19 protein-coding genes are annotated in these 17218 nt (G+C 60.2%); 9 read left to right on the top strand and 10 right to left on the bottom strand.

The genetic code is table 11. The annotated features are described in order from the left end of the window. The first annotated feature begins 221 nt into the window (after positions 1-221). Positions 222-401, top strand: coding sequence for a hypothetical protein (locus RYC18_RS05330; RefSeq protein ID WP_002554448.1), 180 nt, complete (start codon positions 222-224; stop codon positions 399-401). Between the two features lie 138 nt (positions 402-539). Next, positions 540-1739: an MFS transporter gene (locus tag RYC18_RS05325; RefSeq protein ID WP_054071201.1), complete on the top strand. Its 1200-nt coding sequence runs from the start codon at positions 540-542 to the stop codon at positions 1737-1739. Positions 1740-1998: 259 nt separating this feature from the next. Here RYC18_RS05325 and arfB read toward each other — a convergent pair whose 3' ends face one another. From arfB to RYC18_RS05285, 8 genes are all read right to left on the bottom strand, one after another. Beyond that, positions 1999-2412 carry an alternative ribosome rescue aminoacyl-tRNA hydrolase ArfB gene (gene arfB / locus RYC18_RS05320; RefSeq protein ID WP_003314723.1) on the bottom strand — a complete coding sequence of 138 codons (414 nt, stop codon included), beginning with the start codon at positions 2410-2412 and terminating at the stop codon, positions 1999-2001. A 31-nt stretch (positions 2413-2443) separates the two neighbouring features. Then, positions 2444-3853, bottom strand: coding sequence for an amino acid permease (locus tag RYC18_RS05315; protein WP_005781850.1), 1410 nt, complete (start codon positions 3851-3853; stop codon positions 2444-2446). 271 nt (positions 3854-4124) lie between these two features. Next, the gene (gene rluB / locus RYC18_RS05310; RefSeq protein WP_005781848.1) at positions 4125-5351 is read right to left on the bottom strand and encodes a 23S rRNA pseudouridine(2605) synthase RluB; all 1227 of its coding nucleotides are present in this window, start codon (positions 5349-5351) and stop codon (positions 4125-4127) included. 184 nt (positions 5352-5535) lie between these two features. Further along, positions 5536-5727 (bottom strand): DUF1289 domain-containing protein, encoded by a 192-nt coding sequence (locus tag RYC18_RS05305; protein WP_002554453.1) that lies wholly within the window; start codon positions 5725-5727, stop codon positions 5536-5538. Between the two features lie 205 nt (positions 5728-5932). Next, positions 5933-6706 carry an SMC-Scp complex subunit ScpB gene (gene scpB, locus RYC18_RS05300; protein WP_005781847.1) on the bottom strand — a complete coding sequence of 258 codons (774 nt, stop codon included), beginning with the start codon at positions 6704-6706 and terminating at the stop codon, positions 5933-5935. 15 nt (positions 6707-6721) lie between these two features. Then, the gene (locus RYC18_RS05295) at positions 6722-7540 is read right to left on the bottom strand and encodes a segregation and condensation protein A (protein ID WP_002554455.1); all 819 of its coding nucleotides are present in this window, start codon (positions 7538-7540) and stop codon (positions 6722-6724) included. Next, the gene (locus RYC18_RS05290; protein WP_002554456.1) at positions 7540-8169 is read right to left on the bottom strand and encodes an L-threonylcarbamoyladenylate synthase; all 630 of its coding nucleotides are present in this window, start codon (positions 8167-8169) and stop codon (positions 7540-7542) included. Before RYC18_RS05290 ends, RYC18_RS05295 begins: the two co-directional genes overlap by 1 nt. A gap of 13 nt (positions 8170-8182) precedes the next feature. Continuing rightward, on the bottom strand, positions 8183-9046 hold the full coding sequence (locus RYC18_RS05285; RefSeq protein ID WP_005754998.1) for a PHP domain-containing protein: 864 nt from the start codon (positions 9044-9046) through the stop codon (positions 8183-8185). Positions 9047-9111: 65 nt separating this feature from the next. Between RYC18_RS05285 and RYC18_RS05280 the strand changes: the two genes are divergently transcribed. The 6 genes from RYC18_RS05280 (at position 9112) to RYC18_RS05255 (ending at position 13281) form a co-directional block, all read left to right on the top strand. Beyond that, positions 9112-9708, top strand: a complete 597-nt coding sequence (locus RYC18_RS05280; RefSeq protein ID WP_002554458.1) for a septation protein A — start codon at positions 9112-9114, stop codon at positions 9706-9708. A gap of 1 nt (position 9709) precedes the next feature. Beyond that, a complete protein-coding gene (locus tag RYC18_RS05275) occupies positions 9710-10009 on the top strand; it encodes a YciI family protein (protein WP_005781842.1) in 300 nt (99 codons plus the stop codon). 142 nt (positions 10010-10151) lie between these two features. Next, positions 10152-10565: a translation initiation factor 2 gene (locus tag RYC18_RS05270; RefSeq protein WP_004659681.1), complete on the top strand. Its 414-nt coding sequence runs from the start codon at positions 10152-10154 to the stop codon at positions 10563-10565. Positions 10566-10572: 7 nt separating this feature from the next. Next, complete coding sequence (locus tag RYC18_RS05265; RefSeq protein WP_002554461.1) at positions 10573-11250, top strand: response regulator transcription factor; 678 nt, start codon at positions 10573-10575, stop codon at positions 11248-11250. Positions 11251-11359: 109 nt separating this feature from the next. After that, positions 11360-11845, top strand: a complete 486-nt coding sequence (locus RYC18_RS05260; protein WP_003369834.1) for a Spy/CpxP family protein refolding chaperone — start codon at positions 11360-11362, stop codon at positions 11843-11845. Positions 11846-11931: 86 nt separating this feature from the next. Continuing rightward, the gene (locus RYC18_RS05255) at positions 11932-13281 is read left to right on the top strand and encodes a sensor histidine kinase (RefSeq protein WP_005781839.1); all 1350 of its coding nucleotides are present in this window, start codon (positions 11932-11934) and stop codon (positions 13279-13281) included. On the opposite strand, the gene RYC18_RS05250 is transcribed toward RYC18_RS05255, so the two are convergent. Further along, positions 13278-13838 (bottom strand): nitroreductase family protein, encoded by a 561-nt coding sequence (locus RYC18_RS05250; RefSeq protein WP_005781837.1) that lies wholly within the window; start codon positions 13836-13838, stop codon positions 13278-13280. The two genes, RYC18_RS05255 and RYC18_RS05250, sit on opposite strands and share 4 nt — an antisense overlap. Positions 13839-14011: 173 nt before the next feature. Between RYC18_RS05250 and RYC18_RS05245 the strand changes: the two genes are divergently transcribed. Next, entirely contained in the window at positions 14012-15466 is a 1455-nt protein-coding gene (locus RYC18_RS05245; RefSeq protein ID WP_004665905.1) for a TrkH family potassium uptake protein, read from the top strand. Between the two features lie 183 nt (positions 15467-15649). On the opposite strand, the gene RYC18_RS05240 is transcribed toward RYC18_RS05245, so the two are convergent. Continuing rightward, positions 15650-17188, bottom strand: coding sequence for a DHA2 family efflux MFS transporter permease subunit (locus RYC18_RS05240; protein WP_005731352.1), 1539 nt, complete (start codon positions 17186-17188; stop codon positions 15650-15652). Positions 17189-17218 lie beyond the last annotated feature (30 nt).

Genomic DNA, 17218 nt, shown 5'->3' with positions numbered 1-17218 from the left:
AATCCCTAACTTCCCACCAGGCCAACAGGAACCACAACAGTCGACCCTGGCTCAACAGGAGCTTGGTCAACCTGTCGCAATGAAAGCAGCACCCTCGGCTCAAGACAGCCAGAAAGCCGGAAGCAAAGACTGAAGGCGATTGTTTTCAGGCGTATCGAAAAACGGTTCTGCCGATTTTCAATACGCCTGGAAAACCAGTAACAGGCAAACAGCAGATTTTTATGAGCGACTTCACTGAAACGCAGGCCAATGCCCTGATTGGCACCGCCGAGAAAATGATCGAAATCTGGTCACGCCTCAGCCCGGAAAAGCAGAGCGCCCTGCTCGCCCGTTTCGGTACTCAGGAAAACGCCTTGGCCGCGCTCGTGACAACACAGCTTGTCGCCCCGGCAAACAAATAATCCTCCATTCGCCGTTTATTTCACTTCGTTGCACCTGCATGACGCGATGCGTCGGTATGATAAGCACTTCGAGAGCTTGCTAAGGGTTTTTCCCTGCCCGCTCGAACGCCATACCCGCACAGAATGAAAGCCTGCCCCATGCCCGAGACACAGCAAACCACGCCGCAAACCCCTATGGCTGTTACCCAAACCGTCATTTCCATTGTGATGTTCACGTTTATCGGCTACCTGAATATCGGTATTCCGCTTGCCGTACTGCCAGGCTACGTCCACAGCGATTTAGGCTTCGGCGCGGTTATCGCAGGCTTGGTGATCAGCGTGCAGTACCTGGCGACATTGATCAGTCGACCATGGGCGAGCCGTATCATCGACAATCTAGGCAGCAAGAAAGCCGTGCAGATCGGCCTGACCGGCTGCGGACTGAGCGGTGTGTTCATGCTGGTGCCGGTCTGGCTGGACAGCTGGCCGATGGCGAGCCTGGTGATTCTGCTGATTGGCCGGGTGATTCTCGGCAGCGCGGAAAGTCTGGTAGGTTCGGGCTCGATTGGCTGGGGCATCGGCCGGGTCGGCGCGCAGAACACTGCCAAAGTGATCTCCTGGAACGGTATCGCCAGCTACGGCGCTCTGGCCATCGGCGCACCGCTGGGTGTCTGGATGGTTGACTCACTCGGGTTATGGACAGTAGGTGTCAGCATCATGCTGCTCTGCGCACTCGGCCTGTACCTGACCTGGCACAAGCAGGCCGCACCGATTGTGCCAGGTGAACGGCTGCCCTTCATGCACGTACTGGGGCGAGTGTTTCCACACGGCATGGGCCTGGCGCTGGGCGGCATCGGCTTCGGCACCATCGCCACCTTTATCACCCTGTATTACGCGAGCAACCACTGGCCGAATGCGGCGCTGTGCCTGACGCTGTTCGGTGGCAGCTTCATCGCGGCGCGCCTGCTGTTCGGCAACCTGATCAATCGTCTGGGCGGCTTTCGGGTGGCGATTGTCTGCCTGTCAGTGGAAAGCCTGGGGCTGTTGCTGCTCTGGATGGCCCCCACTCCGGAGCTGGCACTGGCTGGCGCGGCGTTGACCGGTTTCGGGTTCTCGTTGGTGTTTCCCGCGCTGGGCGTGGAAGCTGTGAACCTCGTCCCTGCCTCCAGCCGGGGCGCTGCGGTCGGCGCTTACTCGCTGTTCATCGACCTGTCCCTGGGCATCACCGGCCCACTGGCAGGCGCGATTGCCGCAGGCTTCGGCTTTGTCTCGATCTTCCTGTTTGCGGCGCTGGCGTCACTTACCGGGCTGGCGTTAAGCGTCTATCTGTACAAGCAGACGCAGGTGGTACGCCAGTGATGATCTGTTCCGGTCATCGCTCCCGCGCTCCAGAACGGCATGCGACGCGGAGCGACGCACGATAGTTGGGATTATCGTTCCGCACGCTCCAGCGTGGGAATGCAGGTCTCGACGCTCTGCGTCGCCGAGAGGACGCAGAGCGTCCGGAAAGGCATGCGACGCAGAGCGTCGCACGATATTCGGGCTGATCGTTCCCACGCTCCCGCGTGGTAACGCCGTTCTGGACGCTCTGCGTCCGATCTTGAAGGGCCAGCTGTACTCAGAAATCCACTTTCCCGCGTCCAGCCTTGATCGAGCCGCGTTTGCTCTTGGACTCCAGGCGGCGGGTCTTGGAACCCAGGGTCGGCCGTGTCGGGCGGCGTTTCTTTTCGACTTTGGCGGCGTTGACGATCAGTTCGCTCAAGCGCAATAACGCGTCGGCGCGGTTCTGTTCCTGAGTGCGGTATTGCTGGGCCTTGAGCACGATCACACCATCGCTGGTGATGCGACTGTCACTCAACGCCAGCAGCCGCTCCTTGTAGAACGGCGGCAGCGACGAGGCGTTGATGTCGAAACGCAAATGCACGGCGCTGGAGACCTTGTTGACGTTTTGCCCACCCGCGCCCTGGGCGCGAATGGCCGTCAGCTCGATCTCGGCGTCCGGCAAATGAACATTGTTGGAAATCACCAGCATCGGGGCATCTTCTTTTCTGCAACAGGCACAGTTATTTGCCAGTCTCGGCATTCACGACAACGCTACGCCTGTTCTTGGCTCGATAACACACCCACATGACCGCCAGCCAGACCGGTATCGCGTAAACCGATATCTGGATGCCGGGAATCATCAGCATGATGCCAAGGATAAACAGCACAAACGCCAGACACACGTAGTTACCGTAGGGATACCAAAGCGCCTTGAACAGCGGCACTTGGCCGGTACGGTTCATGTGCTGGCGGAATTTCAGATGCGAATAGCTGATCATAGCCCAGTTGATGACCAGCGTGGCCACTACCAGCGACATCAACAGCTCCAGCGCCTGCTGCGGCACGAAGTAATTGAGCAGAACCGCCACCACGGTCACCGCGGCAGACGCAAAGATAGCCTTGACCGGCACCCCGCGCCTGTCGACCTGCGCCAGCGCTTTGGGCGCATCGCCCTGCTCAGCCATGCCTACCAACATGCGGCTGTTGCAATAAGTGCCGCTGTTATAGACCGACAGCGCTGCAGTCAGTACCACGAAGTTCAGGATATGCGCCGCCGCATCGCTACCCAGCATCGAGAACACCTGCACGAACGGGCTGCCGCTATAGGAGTCACCCGAGGCATTGAGGCTGGCCAACAGGCTGTCCCAGGGTGTCAGCGACAACAGCACCACCAGTGCGCCGATGTAGAAAATCAGGATGCGGTAGATGACCTGATTGATCGCCTTGGGGATCACGGTCTTCGGCTGTTCGGCCTCGGCAGCAGTGAAGCCGAGCATTTCCAGACCGCCGAACGAGAACATGATGATTGCCAGCGCCATGACCAGCCCGCCGACACCATTGGGAAAGAATCCGCCATGCTCCCAGAGGTTGCTGACCGACGCCTGCGGGCCGCCACTGCCACTGACCAGCATGTAACTGCCCAGCGCGATCATGCCGATAATCGCCACCACCTTGATGATCGCGAACCAGAACTCGGTCTCGCCGAACACCTTGACGTTGGTCAGGTTGATGGCATTGATGAGAATGAAGAACGCAGCCGCTGAAACCCAGCTCGGGATGTCCGGCAGCCAGTAATGAATGTACTTGCCGACAGCAGTCAGCTCCGACATACCGACCAGGATGTACAGCAGCCAGCAATTCCAGCCGGACAGGAACCCGGCGAAACCGCCCCAATAATTGTGGGCAAAATGGCTGAACGACCCGGCGACGGGTTCTTCGACGATCATCTCGCCCAGCTGGCGCATGATCATGAAAGCGATGAAGCCACAAATCGCATAACCGAGAATCATCGAAGGCCCGGCCGATTTCAGCACGCCCGCCGACCCGAGAAACAAGCCAGTGCCGATAGCGCCGCCCAGAGCAATCAGCTGAATGTGCCGATTCTTCAGACCGCGCTTCAATTCACCCGAGGGTGCAGTTGTTTCACTCATTCGATAGCTACCTGATTGTTCTTGTTCTGTGACCGAAAAGGACCTGCCGCGCTCGTGACGCAACAGAATTGCAGCACCCCGGACGGGTGATCCGAAGTATTGAGCAGCAATGATTCACAGAAAAAAGCGCGGCATTGTACACCTGCATCCAGGTTGAGATTTGAAACAGGGAAATGAATGCAGCGGGGCTGTATGACAAGGTTTTTCACATCGCCAAAAACGACAACGCCAGCCCTGGGGGCTGGCGATGCCATTCATTCACACCACAGGATCACTCAGGCTTGCGACGACCGAAGCCAGGACGCTGACCCGAACCTGCCGGTGGACCGCGACGCTTGCCTGACGGCGCATCGTCGTTGACCAGCTTGATGCCGACACGCTTTGGCCCAGGCTTGGCCGGGCGCTTATTCATCTCGCTCGGACGCTCGGCGACCGGTGTGCCACGGCTGTTGTCTGCCGGACGCGGTGCACGCGAACCGGGCTTGCCCGAGTCCTTGCGCGGCGAAGGACGCTGCGTGGAGTCGCCGCCACGCGGACGATCACGTTCGCTGCCGGTAATTTGCGGCTGACGCGGTGCGCGATCGCCGGTCGCCGGAGCGCCAGCAGCCGGACGCAAGGTGCGAACGCGCTCGCCTTTGCCCAGAGGGCGCGACGATTGACGCTGCAGACGTTCCATCTTGTCTTTGGTCTTGGCATTCATCTGCGGCTGGGCCACAGGTTGCAGACCGACTTCGGCAGCCAGAATGTCGACTTCGTATTGGCTCATTTCGCGCCAGCGGCCCATCGGCAGGTCGGAGTTGAGGAACACCGGCCCGTAACGCACGCGCTTCAGACGGCTGACCACCAGCCCCTGGGATTCCCAGAGACGGCGCACTTCACGGTTACGACCTTCCATTACCACGCAGTGATACCAGTGATTAAAGCCTTCGCCGCCCGGTGCCTGCTGGATATCGGTGAAACGTGCCGGACCGTCTTCAAGAATCACACCATTCTTGAGGCGCAGCAGCATGTCGTCATCGACTTCGCCACGCACACGAACCGCGTATTCACGGTCCATTTCAAACGACGGGTGCATCAGGCGGTTGGCGAGTTCACCGTCGGTGGTGAACATCAGCAGACCGGTGGTGTTGATGTCGAGACGGCCGATGTTGATCCAGCGACCCTCTTTCGGGCGCGGCAGACGATCGAACACGGTCGGACGACCTTCAGGGTCGTCACGGGTGCAGATTTCGCCATCGGGCTTGTTGTACATGATCACGCGGCGAACCGTTTCGGCTGCTTCTTCGCGCTTGATGACGCGACCATCGACACTGATGGCGTCATGCAGGTCGACGCGTTGACCGAGGGTCGCGTCCTTGCCATTGACCTTGATGCGGCCTTGGGTAATCCAGGCTTCTACGTCACGGCGTGAACCCACGCCAATGCGCGCCAGAACCTTCTGCAGCTTTTCGCCTGCGGGTCCGATTTCCTGGCTGTCCTGCTTGTCTTTTTCACTCATCTGGGCACCTCCCGGTGTGTCGAATCAGGGCTGGCCGAGAACCGGCAAGACCTGTGCCCGGCACGCTATGGATAGCGGCAGGGCGAAATACTTGAAAGCCCGGGCGACACTTGATCGCCGAGGGTCGGCCATCATACGCCCCTGCGCCGGTTTACGCATCCAGCGTCAGTGGCAAATGCCCGAATCACTTCTTCTTTTTACGACCGGCGGTCTTGAGCTTCGCCAGCCGCTTGGCAGACTCCTCGAGTACCGTGCGCTTGTCATCCTTGTCGAGTTTCTTCCAGGCCTTGATTTCACGCTTGCTGCGGCCACAGCCCAGGCAGATATCATCATCGAACTTGCACAGGCTGATGCAGGGGTTCTTGGTCGAACTCATGGGCAGCGGGTCTCATGGCGAGGGATATAGTTTGTGACTCTGGTCAGGCGTATGAATTCGACCGAAGTGCGCTGGGCATTGTGCACGACAGTTCTGATTACCGTTCCGCACTCCAGCGTGTGAATGCAGTTCTCGACGCTCTGCGTCGCCAAGAGGACGCAGAGCGTCCAGAAAAGCGCTACCACGCGGAGCGTGGGAGCGATAATCAGGAGCCTTTATCCTCGTCGCCATCCTCGCTCTCGATCTCAGGCTCCGCCCGCAGCAGGTCATCGAAATCGGTCTTGAGGCCCTGCTCCATCGAATCCAGCTCCACCAGCAGGCTGCGGAAGCTGGTTTCGTCGCGAGGTGCTTCGGGTTCCGCTTCCGGATCGAGGCTGGCGTCGGCCAAGGCCTGCAGGTGCGCGGGTACGGGGGCGTCTTCGAAATCCAGGACCGGCTCGGTTTCCATCTCGCGCAGGTCGGCCAGCGGCGGCAGCTCGTCCAGGCTTTTGAGGTTGAAGTGATCCAGAAAACCCTTGGTGGTGGCAAACATCGCCGGCTTACCGGGCACGTCACGATAGCCCACCACCCGAATCCACTCGCGTTCCAGCAGGGTCTTGACGATGTGGCTGTTCACCGCAACACCGCGCACGTCTTCAATTTCGCCCCGCGTGATCGGCTGGCGATAAGCGATCAAAGCCAGGGTTTCCAGCATGGCGCGGGAGTAACGCTGCGGCCGTTCTTCCCACAACCGTCCGACCCAAGGGGAGAACCGGTCACGAATCTGCAGGCGATACCCCGAGGCGACTTCCTTGAGTTCGAAAGCACGCCCCTCGCAAGACTTACGCAGCACCTCCAGCGCTTTTTTGAAAATCGGCGGTTCGGGACGCTCGCCCTCTTCGAACAGCTCATACAGCCGCTCCAGTGTCTGCGGCTTTCCGGAGGCCAGCAGAAAGGCTTCAAGCAACGGGGCCAGTTCACGCGGTTCGTTGAGGTTCATGGGTGTGTTCTTGCTCTACTCGGCTCGCGCCCGGACATGGATCACCGCAAAGGGCTCGTTTTGGACCAGCTCGACAAGGGATTCCTTGACCAGCTCCAGCACCGCCATAAATGTCACGACCACGCCTAGACGACCTTCTTCTGCGGTAAACAGCTCGGCGAACGGTACAAAACCGCTGCCCTTGAGACGTTCCAGCACGTCGCTCATGCGCTCACGCGTCGACAGCGCCTCGCGGCTGACCTGATGGCTTTCGAACATGTCGCCGCGGTGCAGCACTTCGGCCATCGACATCAGCACTTCTTCAAGACTGACATCCGGCAGCAACTTGCGCGCGCGGGCTTCGGGGGCGTCCAGTTTCGGCACGATGACATCGCGGCCGACCCGGCTCAGGCCGTCAATACCTTCAGCAGCGGCCTTGAAGCGCTCGTATTCCTGCAGGCGGCGAATCAGCTCGGCGCGCGGGTCGCCTTCTTCCTCTTCGACTTCCGCCGAGCGCGGCAGCAGCATGCGCGACTTGATCTCAGCCAGCATGGCGGCCATGACCAGGTATTCGGCCGCCAGCTCCAGGCGCACGGTTTTCATCAACTCGACGTAACCCATGTACTGCTTGGTGATCTCGGCCACGGGAATATCGAGGATATCGATGTTCTGTTTGCGGATCAGGTACAGCAGCAGGTCGAGCGGCCCCTCGAACGCTTCAAGAAAGACCTCAAGCGCATCGGGCGGGATGTACAGGTCCAGCGGCATCTGCGTGACCGCACGCCCGTAGACCAGTGCGAACGGCAGCTCCTGCTGGGCGTCTGCCTGGCTGTCGACGGACTCGACGACGGTCATTAAGCGCGTTCACCGAACGGCGTTGGATCACCGCAGCCAACCCGAACCACTTCGGGCTCTCCACCAGCCAGGTTGATGACTGTGGACGCCGAAATACCGCCGATCCCGCCATCAATGATCAGGTCCACCTGATGCTCGAGAATCTGGCGCATCTCGTAGGGATCGCTGAGCGGCACAGTGTCACCCGGCATGATCAGGCTGACGCTCATCAGCGGCTCGCCCAATTGCTCGAGCAAGGCCTGGGCAATGGGGTGGCTCGGCACGCGCAGGCCGATGGTGCGGCGCTTGGGGTGCAGCACCAGGCGCGGCACCTCGCGAGTGGCGTTGAGAATAAAGGTGTACGGCCCCGGCGTGTGCGCCTTGAGTGCGCGGAAAGCGCCGGTGTCGACCTTGGCAAAAAGCCCCAGTTGCGACAGGTCGCAGCACATCAGGGTGAAGTTGTGCTTGTCGTCCAGCTGACGCAGACGGCGGATACGCTCGATGGCGCTCTTGTCACCGATCTGGCAACCCAGCGCATAGGACGAATCTGTCGGGTACACCACCAGCCCGCCGGCTTTTATGATTTCCGCGGCCTGTTTGATCAGGCGCGGCTGCGGGTTTTCCGGATGGACCTGGAAAAATTGACTCACGGTAACTTCCTGTTCAGACGGCGGCAGTAGGCTGTTCATGTTTGAATCTGCACCACAAAGGCGGTAGATCTTCAGGCACGGGACGATAAGTGCCGATCTCGCCCCAGTTGCCAGGACCGTGGAAGTCGCTGCCGGCAGTAACCAGCAGACCGAACTCGCGTGCAAGGATGGCAAGGGTCCCAACCTGATCGGCAGGCTGCATGCCATTGACCACTTCTATGGCGTGTCCACCGGCCTGGACGAAATCGCCGACCAGTTTACGCCGTTTACTGCGAGTAAAGTCATAATGTGAAGGATGCGCGAGGCTGACCCATGCACCCGATGCCCGCAAGGTGGCGACGGTTTCTTCCAGCGTTGGCCAGTGCTGCTTCACATCGCCCAGTTTGCCAGCCCCCAGCCATTTGCGAAACGCCTCGGCGCGGTCCTTGACGAAACCTGCGCGCACCATGAAGTCAGCAAAGTGTGGACGCGCAGGCGCATTACCGCTGTCACCCAGCTCCTGCTGGATCGCGCGAGCACCTTCCAGCGCGCCAGGCATACCTTTGATCGCCAATTTGCGGCTGATTTCTTCAGCACGCAGCCAGCGTCCCTCATGCAAACGGCTGATAGCTTCAGTCAGCGCCGGGGCCTGGGTATCGAATCCATAGCCCAGAATATGGATGGTCGCACCGCCCCAGGTGCAGGACAGCTCCACCCCGTTGACCAGCTGCATGCCCAATGAATGCGCTACCGCGCGGGCTTCTTCAAGCCCTTCGAGGGTGTCGTGGTCGGTCAGCGAAAGGACGCGCACGCCGTTTTCATGAGCACGGGCAACCAGTGCCGTGGGCGAGAGCGCCCCGTCGGAAGCGGTGCTGTGACAGTGCAGGTCAACATTCATAGTGGTGCTTTCGTGTTCATTGATGTTTGTTATTATGCCGCCACATCCTGCTTCTGGCTGCCATTGTGAAACAATTCATCGACTTCATCCCGCTGCTCCTGTTTTTCATCGTTTACAAAACCGAGCCGCGTGCCGTGGATATCCTCGGCAATACCTATATGGTAGGCGGCATTTTCAGCGCAACGGCGATGCTGATCATCAGTTCGGTGGTGGTCTACGGCATTCTTTACCTCAAACAGCGCAAGCTGGAAAAAAGCCAGTGGCTCACACTGGTCGCCTGTCTGGTGTTTGGCAGTCTGACACTGGCCTTCCACAGCGAAACCTTCCTGAAATGGAAAGCCCCGGTGGTCAACTGGCTATTTGCCGTGGCTTTCGCCGGCAGTCATTTCATCGGTGACCGCCCGCTTATCCAGCGCATCATGGGCCATGCATTGACCCTGCCAGCGGCGATCTGGACCCGGCTCAACATCGCCTGGATCGTATTCTTCCTGTTCTGCGGCGCGGCCAACCTGTACGTGGCCTTCACCTATCAGGAGTTCTGGGTCGACTTCAAAGTATTCGGCAGCCTGGGCATGACCCTGATCTTCCTGGTCGGCCAGGGGATCTACCTGTCACGCCATCTGCACGACACCGCACCCAATACGACCAAATCCGAGGACTGACATGCTCTACGCAATCATCGCCACCGACGTCGAAAACTCGCTGGAAAAACGCCTCAGCGTGCGCCCGGCACACCTTGAGCGCCTAAACGCGCTCAAGGATGAAGGCCGTCTGGTGCTGGCCGGCCCACACCCGGCAGTCGACAGCAACGACCCGGGTGCTGCCGGTTTCAGCGGCAGCCTGATCGTGGCCGAGTTTGAATCGCAAAGCGACGCCAAGGCGTGGGCCGAAGCCGATCCATATGTTGCGGCAGGCGTTTATGCCAATGTCGTGGTCAAGCCATTCAAGCTCGTCCTGCCCTGATCACCTCCTCTGACACCCTTACGGCTCTGCCTCAACCGAGGCATAGCCGTATTGAACCCCGCCTCTTGCTCATCCTTCCTGACACCCTGCCGATACCCTGCTCAATGTGCGAATTTATACGGCTCGGTAAAAGGGAGTTCAGATGCGTTCAGGTACGTGGTGTCTGTTGGCAGTTTTGATGGCGACAGGGTTTCAGGTGAACGCCGAGACGGTCAATGAGAGCGGCGCAGTGCAGCCTTTGCACCTGCCCAGCCCCGCCAATCAGATTGCCGACCTTCAGTTGCGGCTCAAGGACAGCGAGCGTCAGCGCGACGAGCTGACACGGCAGTTGCAAAACGTCGATCCGGAACGCGACAACGCCTTGTTGACACGTTTGCGCCAAGAGAACCAAAAGCTCAAGTTGCAGCTCAAAGAAGCACTGTCGGCAGCGCCTCCTCGCTTGCTGACCGAGCAACAACAATGGTTCGTCGCAGGCGGTGGCGTTGCGATGTTCGCCCTTCTGTGCGGTATATTGGTCAGCGGTTGGCGTAGGCAACGTCGGCAGTGGCTAAATTGAGTGAGTCATGAGCGAGCTGTTACTAATTGATGATGATCAGGAGCTGTGCGAACTGCTGAGCAGTTGGCTGAGCCAGGAAGGCTTTCAGGTGCGCGCCTGTCACGACGGGGCCAGTGCGCGTCAGGCTCTGGCCGATGCAGCTCCGGCGGCCGTGGTGCTGGACGTGATGCTGCCTGATGGCAGCGGCCTGGAACTGCTCAAGCAATTGCGCAATGACCACCCGGACCTGCCGGTGGTCATGCTCTCGGCACGCGGCGAACCGCTGGACCGCATTCTGGGCCTTGAACTGGGCGCTGATGACTACCTGGCAAAACCCTGCGACCCGCGTGAGCTCACCGCCCGCCTGCGCGCCGTGCTGCGTCGCAGTCACCCGGTGGCGTCGTCTACGCAACTGGAACTGGGTGACCTGACCTTCAGCCCGATGCGCGGCGTGGTCAGTGTCGACGAAAAGGAACTGACCCTCACCGTCTCCGAAAGCCGTCTGCTTGAAGCACTGATGCGCCAGCCCGGCGAACCACTGGACAAGCAAGAGCTGGCGCAACTGGCGCTGGGCCGCAAACTGACGCTCTACGACCGCAGCCTCGACATGCACGTCAGCAACCTGCGCAAGAAAATCGGCCCTCACGCTGACGGTCGTCCACGCATCGTCGCCCTGCGCAGCCGCGGCTATTATTATGCTTTGTAAGCAACTGCCCCCTTACACAAGCTTTACCAAGCGCTGACTGCGCTTGACCTTGATCTCCCTAAACTGGGCTCATCGGCATCGAGCCGCACTAGAGACAAGGAGATACACCATGCGCAAGACCCTGATCGCTTTGATGTTTGCCACTGCCCTGCCGACCATTGCCATGGCCGCGCCACCAGCGCCACCTGCCGGTGGCCCGGATGCTGACGCACCTGCCATGCACATGGATCGCGATGACCGCGGCCCTGGCCCTGGCCCACGTATGGATCGCGGCCCTGGCCCGATGGGACCGATGGCCGAGCTGGACCTGACACGTGAACAGCGTCAGCAGATCGAACGCTTGATGCGCGAGCAACGGCACGAGCGCCGCGAAATCACTCAAAGCTACCTGGAAAAAATGCCTGCTGCCGACCAGAAAGCAATGCACGACGAAATCGAAGCCAAACGCTCCAAGACCGACAGCGAAGTTCGTGCTCTGCTGAGGCCTGACCAGCAGAAGCTGTTTGACGAAATCAAGAAGAAAGAAGATGAGCGTCGCGCCGAATGGGCCGAGTTCAAGGCCTGGAAAGCAGCAAAAGCGGCAAAAACGCTGTAATCATCAGGCCTCGCGGCCCGATAAGCTGAACACAACCCGGCATGCACGCGCATGCCGGGCTTTTTTACTGAGACCGAGGAAATCCCGTGCGTTCATTGTTCTGGCGAATCCTGGCCAGCTTCTGGCTGGCCATAGCTCTGGTAGGCGGCCTGTCGGTGCTCATGGGGCACATGCTCAATCAGGATGCGTGGATCCTCAGTCGTCACCCGGTGCTCAACTCGTTGCCCGAGCAGTGGACGCAACGCTTCGAGGACAAGGGCGCGGATAGCGCTCAGGAATTTCTTCAGGAGATCAAACGTCGCAATCGTATCGACACACAAGTGCTCAGCGACAGCGGCGAGCCTATGGTGCGTGGCACTTTCCCGCCGCGCGCAGCCGCGCTGGAAGCTCGACAGCAGGCCGACGAGGATCAGGGCCGCAAACTGCCCTGGCGCCGTCTGGCCACCGAGTACAGCAGCCCGAAAACCGGTGAAACGTACCTGTTCATCTACCGCGTTCCACACCCGGAGCTCGACGAGTGGCACCGCCAGAGCCTGATGTGGCCGCTGAGTGCGCTGGGCATTGCACTGGTGGTGCTGACCCTTTTCAGCCTGTTCGTGACACTCTCGATCACCCGACCGCTGAGCCGTCTGCGCGGCGCTGTGCATGATCTGGGGCAGACCAGCTATCAGCAGCACAGCCTCGGCCAACTGGCCAATCGGCGTGACGAGTTCGGCGTGCTGGCCAAGGACTTCAACCGCATGGGCGCGCGCCTGCAAAGCCTGATTGGCAGTCAGCGCCAGTTGCTGCGCGATGTGTCTCATGAATTGCGCTCACCGCTGGCCCGATTGCGCATCGCCCTGGCGCTGGCTGAACGTGCGGAGCCCGCTGAGCGGGAAAAGCTCTGGCCACGGCTGGGTCGTGAATGCGACCGACTGGAGGCGCTGATCAGCGAGATTCTGGCCCTGGCGCGCCTCGACGCCGAGCTTCGCGGCCCTGAGCCTGTCGACCTCGAAGCACTGCTGCAGCACCTGAAGAACGACACCCAACTGGACGGTATCGACCAGAACATTCGCGTCGAGGTGCAGGACAACCTGCAGTTCAAAGGCTGGCCGGACATGATCGAACGTGCGCTGGACAACCTGCTGCGCAACGCGCTGCGCTTCAACTCCACCGGTCAGCGCATCGATCTGCAGGCAACTCAGGTCGGCGATTACGTCCGTATGAGCGTCCGCGATCATGGCCCGGGGGTTGCCGACGAACATCTGGCACAACTGGGCGAGCCGTTTTATCGCGCGCCCGGCCAGACGACGCCGGGACACGGTCTGGGCCTGGCGATTGCAAAACGTGCAGCGGAACGGCATGGCGGCAGCCTGATACTGGGCAATCACCCGGACGGCGGCTTCATTGCCACGCTGGATCTGCCCAGAGAACCGCTCAGCTCATCATCTGTTTAGCCTTGCCACTCGCTGACAAACCCGCCAACGTCGACTTTCGGGGCTTCGCGCGGCGGGTTCTGCGGGGTGCCGAGGTATAGAAAGCCAATTACCTCTTCGTCGGCCTCAAGCCCGAACCCTTTGGCGACGTGTGGCGTATAGCACAGCTCACCCGTCCTCCAGACCGCGCCGACACCCAGTGCATATGCCGCCAGCAACACGCCGTGGGCGGCGCACCCGGCGGTGATCAGTTGTTCCGAGCGCGGAACCTTGAAATGGTCTTGCAAGCGAGCGATCACCACCACGACCAAGGGTGCGCGCAACGGTCCCAGACGGGCCTTTTCCAGCGCCTGCGGGGTAATCTCACCGCTACTTTGCTGCAGCGCTTCCACCAGCAGCTCGCCCATGCGATCACGCGCCGGGCCTTCGACGGTCAGGAAACGATAAGGCTTGAGCTGTCCATGATCCGGTGAGCGCAGCGCCGCACCGAACATGATTTCCCGCTGCGCAGCATCCGGGGCCGGGTCGACCAGTCGCGGAACCGATACGCGATTGAGCAAAACGTCGAGCGCCTGCATGGGCGGTCTCCTTGAAAAGTGATCGAGCATTCTAGAGCCTGTTTACCGTCAATAACGAGTGCGACGGACAATTCCTTACCCACTCTGTCGAACCCTGCCCCTGGCTGCACTGGTTTACATGCCTTCAAGCGCGGGTAGAATGGCGCCTTCCCTCACACCCGCCCGAGCCATTCATGTCGTTGCCGACCTTTCGCATCATCGGTTTCATTATCGGCATCTTCCTGATCACCCTGGCTGTCGCCATGATCGTGCCTATGGCTACGCTGGTCATCTACGACCGTTTCGAGGACCTGCGCGAGTTTCTGTGGGCCAGCGCCATCACCTTTATCGCCGGCCTGGCGCTGGTGGTGCCCGGACGCCCCGACAACGTCCAGTTGCGCCCGCGGGACATGTACATGCTGACCGTCTCCAGCTGGATCGTGGTGTGCATTTTCGCCGCCCTGCCCTTTCTGCTGACCCAGCACATCAGTTACACCGATTCGTTCTTTGAAAGCATGTCAGGCATCACCGCCACCGGCTCGACCGTACTCAGCCATCTGGACAGCATGTCACCGGGTATTCTGATCTGGCGTTCGATGCTGCACTGGCTTGGCGGTATCGGCTTTATCGGTATGGCCGTGGCGATTCTGCCGTTGCTGCGTATTGGTGGCATGCGCCTGTTCCAGACCGAATCGTCGGACCGCTCGGAAAAGGTCATGCCCCGCTCGCACATGGTGGCCAAGTTCATTGTGCTGGCCTACGTCGGTTTTACCGCGCTGGGCAGCCTGGCCTTCTGGGCGGCGGGCATGAGCCTGTTCGATGCGATCAACCATGCGATGTCAGCCATTTCCACGGGCGGGTTCTCCACCTCCGACCTGTCGCTGGCCAAGTGGCCGCAGCCTGCGGTGCATTGGGTCGCGATTGTGGTGATGATCCTCGGCAGCCTGCCCTTTACCCTGTATGTCGCGACCCTGCGCGGTAATCGCAAGGCGTTGATCAAGGATGAGCAGGTGCAGGGGCTGATCGGGCTGCTGTTGGTCACCTGGCTGGTAATGACCGTCTGGTACGCCAACACCACCGACCTGCCGTGGACCGAGGCGCTGCGTCACGTGGCCCTGAACGTGACGTCGGTGGTGACGACTACCGGTTTTGCGCTCGGTGACTACAGCCTGTGGGGCAACTTCTCGCTGATGCTGTTCTTCTATCTGGGTTTCATCGGCGGCTGTTCGGGCTCGACGGCGGGCGGGGTGAAGATCTTCCGCTTTCAGGTCGCCTATATCCTGCTCAAGACCAACCTTAACCAACTGATTCACCCACGCGCGGTGATGAAGCAGAAATACAACGGCCATCGACTGGACGACGAAATCGTTCGCTCGATTCTGACCTTTTCGTTTTTCTTCACCATCACCATCTGCCTGATCGCATTGATGTTGTCGCTGCTCGGGCTGGACTGGATGACTGCACTGACCGGCGCTGCCAGCACTGTGTCCGGCGTAGGGCCGGGGCTGGGCGAGGTGATTGGGCCTGCGGGCAACTTCTCTACCTTGCCCGATGCTGCCAAATGGATTCTCTCCGGCGGCATGCTGCTCGGCCGCCTGGAGATCATTACCGTGCTGGTGCTGTGTGTGCCGGCGTTCTGGCGGCATTGAGGTCTGGCTGGGCGCGGGAGCAGACCGGGCGACGCTTCGCTTAGTCGCGAAGACGGCATTTGATTTATCGTTCCCAAGCTCCGCATGGTAATGCAGTCGCACTCTGCGTCGTCAGTGCCATCGCGGTTGAAAAGCGCCCTGGGGAGGTTTGGCCAAGGCTCGGTTCAGCCAGGCGCATAGCAACTAGTGCCCGCCCCCCGCCGCTGGCCCCGCCTTGGCGCCAAACGGCGGTTTGGCCAGCCAGACCAGCAGTATCAGCCCCGCGAATACCCAGCCCAGCAGGTAGAAATAATCCACCGTGGACATCATGTAGGCCTGCGCGTTGAGGGTGCGTTCCAGCTGGGCGTAGGCCTGCGGGCTCGCGCCGCCCAGACTGTCGAGGGCGTGCCGGGTTGTCGGGTCGAAGGTGCTGATGTTTTCACTCAGGTAAGCATGATGCTGGTTGGCGCGACGGATCCAGATCCAGGTGGTCAGCGAGGCTGCGAAGCTGCCGCCCAAGGTGCGCAGGAAGGTCGCCAGTCCCGAGCCGTCGGCGATCTGATTGGGCGGCAGGTCGGACAGCAGAATGCTCAGGGTCGGCATAAAGAACAGCGCCACACCAATGCCCATGAACAACTGCACCATCGCTACGTGCTCGAAATCCACGTCGGTATTGAAGCCGGCACGCATGAAACAGCTCAGCCCCATCGCCAGAAACGCCAGCCCTGCCAGCAGACGCAAGTCGAACTTGTGCGCGTACTTGCCGACAAAGGGCGACATCAGCACCGGCAGGATGCCAATCGGCGCGACGGCCAGCCCCGCCCAGGTCGCGGTGTAGCCCATCTGGGTCTGCAACCACTGCGGCAGAATCAGGTTGATACCGAAGAAGCCTGAATAGCCGCCGATCATGACCAGCGTACCGATACGGAAATTGCGGTAGGCAAACAGCCGCAGGTTGACGATCGGGTGCTTGTCGGTCATTTCCCAAATCACGAAGAAGACCAGCGCGACCAGCGAAATCAGCGAACCGAAGATGATGAAGTTCGACTCGAACCAGTCCAGATCATTGCCCTTGTCGAGCACTATCTGCAACGCACCGACACCGACAATCAAGGCCAGCAAGCCGATGTAATCCAGCGGTTGATGAGCAGTGCTGACCGGCCTTTTAGCCATCTGCGAACGCACCACCAGCACAGCGAACAAGCCGATGGGGATGTTGATAAAGAAAATCCACGGCCAACTGTAACTGTCAGTGATCCAGCCACCGAGGATCGGCCCGGCGATAGGCGCAACCACCGTCACCATCGCCAGCAATGCCAGCGCCATGCCCCTTTTCGCCGGAGGATAAACCGCGATCAGCAATGTCTGGCTCATCGGATACAGAGGACCGGCCACCATGCCCTGCAACGCCCGGAACCCCACCAGTTCCGGCATGGATTGGGAAATGCCACACAAAAACGACGCCATCACGAACAGAATGGTTGCCCACAGAAACAGCTTCACCTCACCAAAGCGACGACTGAGCCAGCCGGTCAGCGGCAAGGCAATCGCGTTGCTGACTGCGAACGAGGTAATCACCCAGGTGCTCTGCTCGGAGCTGACCCCCAGGTTGCCGGCGATGGTCGGCAACGCCACGTTGGCAATCGTGGTATCGAGCACCTGCATGAAGGTCGCCAGCGACAGACCGATGGTGCACAGCAACAGGCTTGGCGGGGTAAAAGAAGCGGGGGCGTTGTTGCTCATCGCAAATCCCTGAAGACGAGTGCGACACCC

Source organism: Pseudomonas syringae group sp. 247E2, assembly GCF_032587795.1.
Taxonomy (GTDB): domain Bacteria; phylum Pseudomonadota; class Gammaproteobacteria; order Pseudomonadales; family Pseudomonadaceae; genus Aquipseudomonas; species Aquipseudomonas amygdali.
This window is presented reverse-complemented; position numbering and strand designations above follow the sequence as displayed.